The 4,848-nt window shown below is 48.2% G+C and carries 3 protein-coding genes; 1 reads left to right on the top strand and 2 read right to left on the bottom strand.

Translation table 11 applies throughout. The features are described from left to right. Nucleotides 1-94 precede the first annotated feature (94 nt). Nucleotides 95-1,126 (bottom strand): stalk domain-containing protein, encoded by a 1,032-nt coding sequence (locus tag AC1DUA_RS30765; RefSeq protein ID WP_477503365.1) that lies wholly within the window; start codon nucleotides 1,124-1,126, stop codon nucleotides 95-97. Nucleotides 1,127-1,252: 126 nt separating this feature from the next. Between AC1DUA_RS30765 and AC1DUA_RS30770 the strand changes: the two genes are divergently transcribed. Next, on the top strand, nucleotides 1,253-1,972 hold the full coding sequence (locus AC1DUA_RS30770) for a class I SAM-dependent methyltransferase (protein WP_477503366.1): 720 nt from the start codon (nucleotides 1,253-1,255) through the stop codon (nucleotides 1,970-1,972). Nucleotides 1,973-2,501: 529 nt separating this feature from the next. On the opposite strand, the gene yicI is transcribed toward AC1DUA_RS30770, so the two are convergent. After that, a complete protein-coding gene (yicI, locus tag AC1DUA_RS30775; RefSeq protein WP_477503367.1) occupies nucleotides 2,502-4,823 on the bottom strand; it encodes an alpha-xylosidase in 2,322 nt (773 codons plus the stop codon). Nucleotides 4,824-4,848: the final 25 nt, after the last annotated feature.

Consider the following 4,848-nt stretch of genomic DNA (forward strand, 5'->3'; position numbering starts at 1 on the left):
CTGTTATAAGAGTCCGGGATAATAAGGTCATAGACACGATAAAAGTAGGGAATGCTGCCTCGGGACTAGCCATTATCCCACTTTGATGAAGGAATTAGAACATCCTTCTAGCCGTGACAAAACGCTTTTTCCATTTATCAGTAAAGTCTTCATAATGCACGCCTTGCTCTTTGGAGTAAGTATGAAGAATCCGCTCGTCTCCTGCATAGATGCCAACATGTCCGATATCGAGCCCGCGTGCGTCAAAGAACAGCACATCACCTTTGCGCAGCTCATCCAGAGGGACTTCAGTTCCTTTCAATGCCTGGTTGTAGGAGACTCGCGGGAGATCGATTGACAATGCTTGCTTGAACACATATTGGACGAATGAGGAGCAGTCGAATGTCTTGGTTTGACCGGAATCTGCACCGAATTCGTATGGCGTTCCGAGAAATTTCGCTCCGAAGGTGAGCAAATCCTCGGCTTTTTTATCTGCTGAAGCGACGTTGGCGTAATCCGTATACTGGGAGGCTGCAGAAAGGAAACCAATCGTCTTGTCCTTCGTCTGCACCTCCAACCAGTTGGCGTCGACTTCTCGGATCACATGAATGTTCTCGCTCTTCGGAATCATTCGAAGAACTTGCCCACTCGTATCCGGAGCGTCACGCAGATTGACGCCATATTCAATCCTGGTTTCATACTCATTCGCCGAGGAAATCGTAATTGATCGCGCATATTCATGCCATTTCACGAGATTACCCAACGTTTCGCTTATTAATCGAAGCGGAATCATCGTGGAGCCGTCAATAATTTTGCCCGCGATCGGCATATCTAGCTGGTCCTTATTTTTATAAGCCGTCATGTCACCTATGCGGTATGTAAATACGATATCATTTTTCATAGCGGTAACTGTTCGTGTGTTGTCATCCCAAGAAACTTTTGCGCCTTCAGCCTCAAAAATTGCTCGAAGTGGAACGAGACTGTAGCCATCTTCGATAACGGGAGGCGTTTCAAAGCTCAACGGATGGCCATCGAGATAGACGGGAAGCGAAGTGTCCGCATTTGCATGAGCATTTGCTGTCGGGAGCATGCCCATGAGCAGAAGCATCAACGCTGCTCCTGTTTGCAAGCCATTTTTTATCTTCATATCCTATACTCCTTAGACTTTAGTAATGTTTAGACGCGGAAGAAGACCTGTTTGTTGCTCTGAAATATGTGGTAAATTAAGGATATGGCAAAGTAAGAGCTTTTGGAGTCAGAAGAACCTGGGGGGATGGATGTGCAAGAGGAGTTTTCAAGAGCAAACAAGAAGGCTTGGGAAACGAAAGCGTATCAGGCTTGGGTACACAGTTTCGGGACACCCGATGAACTTGCCGTAGAGTTGAAAAGGGAACACAAACATCATCTACGTTATTGGTTAAAATACATAGGTGATCCAAGTGGAAAGCGATTGCTTAATCTTCTTGGCTCACACGGCAGAAAAGCCATCTCATTTGCAATGTTAGGCGCGGATGCAACCGTAGTTGATATCTCTGAAGAAAATCGCTTGTATGCCAAGCAAGTTGCCGAAGCCGTCGGTGTGCAACTTGACTATATTTGTTCGGATGTCTTGCAAATCCCAAATGAAGAGTCACTTGGCCAATTTGACATCGTGCTGATGGAGTTTGGTGTTTTGCATTATTTCACTGATCTTAACGATATCTTTGCGGTGGTCCGTCGCAGGCTTGGGAGAAATGGCAGGTTCCTTTTGACCGACTTTCATCCTTTTGCACGTGCTTGGATGACTACGGCAAATCTGACTCAACCAAGTGGCAACTATTTTGAAAAGGGAATAAAAGAAGGAGATGTGGCATTTGCTAAATTGCTCCCAGAGGAAGAACGCTCGGGATTGGAGAGGGTTCTCGTGCGAAGTTGGACGCTAGGTGAGATTATTTCAGCAATTGCGGCTTCTGGGTTAGTTATACGCGCGCTAGAAGAGATAATCCAGATTTAATTATCCTCACCTCGGAGGCATGGAGYCTGACGGTTCAAACTCCGTCAGGCACTACTGTTAGCTACTTTACCTACCTTCCACGATCCCATCGCACAACTCCACATATAGCCAACTTCCACCGCATGCCCTAATAACAAATTAATAGAAACCTAGCGTGAAATTCCGCTAGGCTACTTTAAAGGGAACTAYAATCCCCTATTTCGATGAAAACGAGTAGATTTCACGCGAAGGGGAACTACAGGCTCTTATTTGGCCGGGTTTGCACGTTTTCCGGGTGAAAACGGYWAAATAGRRSWCCGTAGTTCCCCCGGYAGKTGGAAAATGTRCTTTTTCAGGGGAATAGCGSYCTGTAGTTCCCCTTCGCACACGGATGCATGTAAACGATGGGTCAAGAAGTGGAAATGGTTGGACTGCAGCATAATGATCCGCACATTGGGCGGAGCATAAATAGAAATGGCAAACAGCACGCCGGCAAACAAAAAAGGCAGTTCCCAAAAGTAGAAGCTTCTACTTAGGGAACTGCCTTTTTTTACAACCGCACGGCTAACTGCGATTTGCCTGTTTCAGGCGTAAGCACGATGCCGTTAGGGGAATCCATCCATTCCGCCCCATCTACGCCAGCGACTTCATGTATGTCTCTCAGCACGATGGTATACGGCTTCGTTGCACCTTCAATGAAGAAGCTCACTTCTTCATGCTGGCGAACAGCCTTCACTGTCACTTCCAGCTCGCCTTGCAAGCTGTACAGCGACGCTGCAGCGCTGGCGCCATCCTGCAGTTCGAACAAATGCAGGGATACGCCATCTGCGTAGTCGTAATCCGGCTTCTGATCGTTGGCTCCGATAGCGAGCAACGAATTCGGCTTAACCAGCAAGGGCAGTGYCATGTACCCATGGGTTTCTTCGTGCCATTTGCCGCCTTCCATGACTTGTCCGCCAAAGAAGTCGGTCCAGCGTCCTTCCGGCACATAATACATCACTTGTCCGCGATCATTGAAGATCGGAGCTACAAGCAGATTATCGCCTAACATGTACTGCGTATCCAAATGATGGGTAGTAGGGTCCGCAGGGAAATCGAGCACCATCGCGCGCATCATCGGAATCCCCATCTCGGTGGACTGTATGGCACTTTCAAACAGATAAGGCATCAGCGTGCTTTTGAGCTTCGTAAAATACCGGAGCACATCGACGGCTTCTTCGTCAAACAGCCACGGAACGCGGTAAGACTCGTTGCCGTGCAAGCGGCTGTGCGAAGATAGCAGGCCAAAGGCGACCCAGCGCTTATAAATATCAGGCGGCGCTGTTCTCTCGAAGCCGCTGATGTCGTGGCTCCAGAAGCCGAAGCCGGATAAACCGAGCGAGAGGCCTCCGCGCAGCGACTCCGCCATGGAGTCGTAATTGGCCGAGCAATCGCCGCCCCAGTGCACAGGGAACTGCTGGCCGCCTGCTGTGGCTGAGCGGGCAAAAAGCATCGCTTCATTTTTGCCGAGTTTTTCTTCCAGCACTTCAAATACGGCCTTGTTGTACAGGAAGGTGTAATAGTTGTGCATTTTCAGCGGATCAGAGCCATCATGGTACTTAACATCGGTAGGGATGCGCTCGCCAAAGTCGGTTTTGAAGCAGTCTACACCCATATCAATCAGCCGTCTCAGATGGCCCTTGTACCACTCTGTTGCGTCTGGATTGGTGAAATCGACCAGCCCCATGCCAGCCTGCCAGAGATCCCACTGCCACACGTCATCCTCCAGGTTTTTGACCAAATAACCTTGCTCCATGCCTTCTTTGAAAAGCGGCGACTTCTGGCCAATATACGAGTTAATCCACACACAAACTTTAAGGCCTTTGTCCTTGAGGCGTTTCAGCATGCCTACCGGATCAGGGAACATATCGGCATCCCACTCAAAGTTCGTCCATTGATATTCTTTCATCCAGAAGCAGTCAAAATGGAACACATGCAGCGGAAGGTCGCGCTCGATCATACCGTCAATGAAGCTATTCACAGTGGCTTCGTCATAATTGGTTGTGAAGGACGTGGTTAGCCACAAGCCGAACGACCATGCTGGAGGTAAAGCGGGTTTTCCAGTCAGCTTGGTGTAATTATTCAGAACGTCTTTCAGTGTTTGGCCGCCGACAATGAAATACTCAACATTTTCGCCTGGCACGCTGAATTGGACTTTGGACACAACTTCAGAGCCAACTTCAAACGATACATGCCCAGGATGATTGACGAATACGCCGTAGCCTTTACTCGATAAATAAAAGGGAACATTTTTGTAAGCTTGCTCGCTGCTTGTGCCGCCATCTTCGTTCCAGATGTCTACCGTTTGCCCATTTTTCACGAAAGAGGTGAAGCGTTCTCCAAGCCCGTAAATGTGTTCGCCGACACCAAGTTCCAGCTGTTCACGAAAGTATACATCTTTGTTGTCCGTTGTAATATGTCCCGCACCTTTGCTGTTGGAGCCGGTCAAACGTTGTTCCTCGTAAAAGAATTCCGTTCCCCATGTATCTTGTTTATTGATTTTGACGCTTAAATTTCCGGATCTTAGCGTCATATGGTGACTGCTTTCATTAATAGAAACAGGAGTCTGCGGATTATCAAACAATTCAAAAGCTGGTCCCTTCGTTTGCTTGCCTGCATGATGCGTCCAGCGTACACGGATGACATCTGGTAAAGGCGAGCTAAATTCACATGTCAGCATCCCGCCATTTAAGGTATCACCTTTTCGCTGAATCTTCCGCGCAGCGGCATAAACCGTCAGATTGCTGCCATTTTGCTCCACTTCGCGGACATCAACAGGGTTCAGAACGGTGTAGCCTTCCTTCGCCATCCAATAACCATTAGAAAATTTCATTGCCATCAGCCCTCCATTGTAATTT

This window comes from Paenibacillus sp. 01T422 (assembly GCF_056398785.1).

Excerpts from the sequence above, each read along its gene's own strand:
- AC1DUA_RS30765 (WP_477503365.1), bottom strand. The coding sequence starts at position 1,126 with ATGAAGATAAAAAATGGCTTGCAAACAGGAGCAGCGTTGATGCTTCTG.
- AC1DUA_RS30770 (WP_477503366.1), top strand. The coding sequence starts at position 1,253 with ATGGATGTGCAAGAGGAGTTTTCAAGAGCAAACAAGAAGGCTTGGGAA.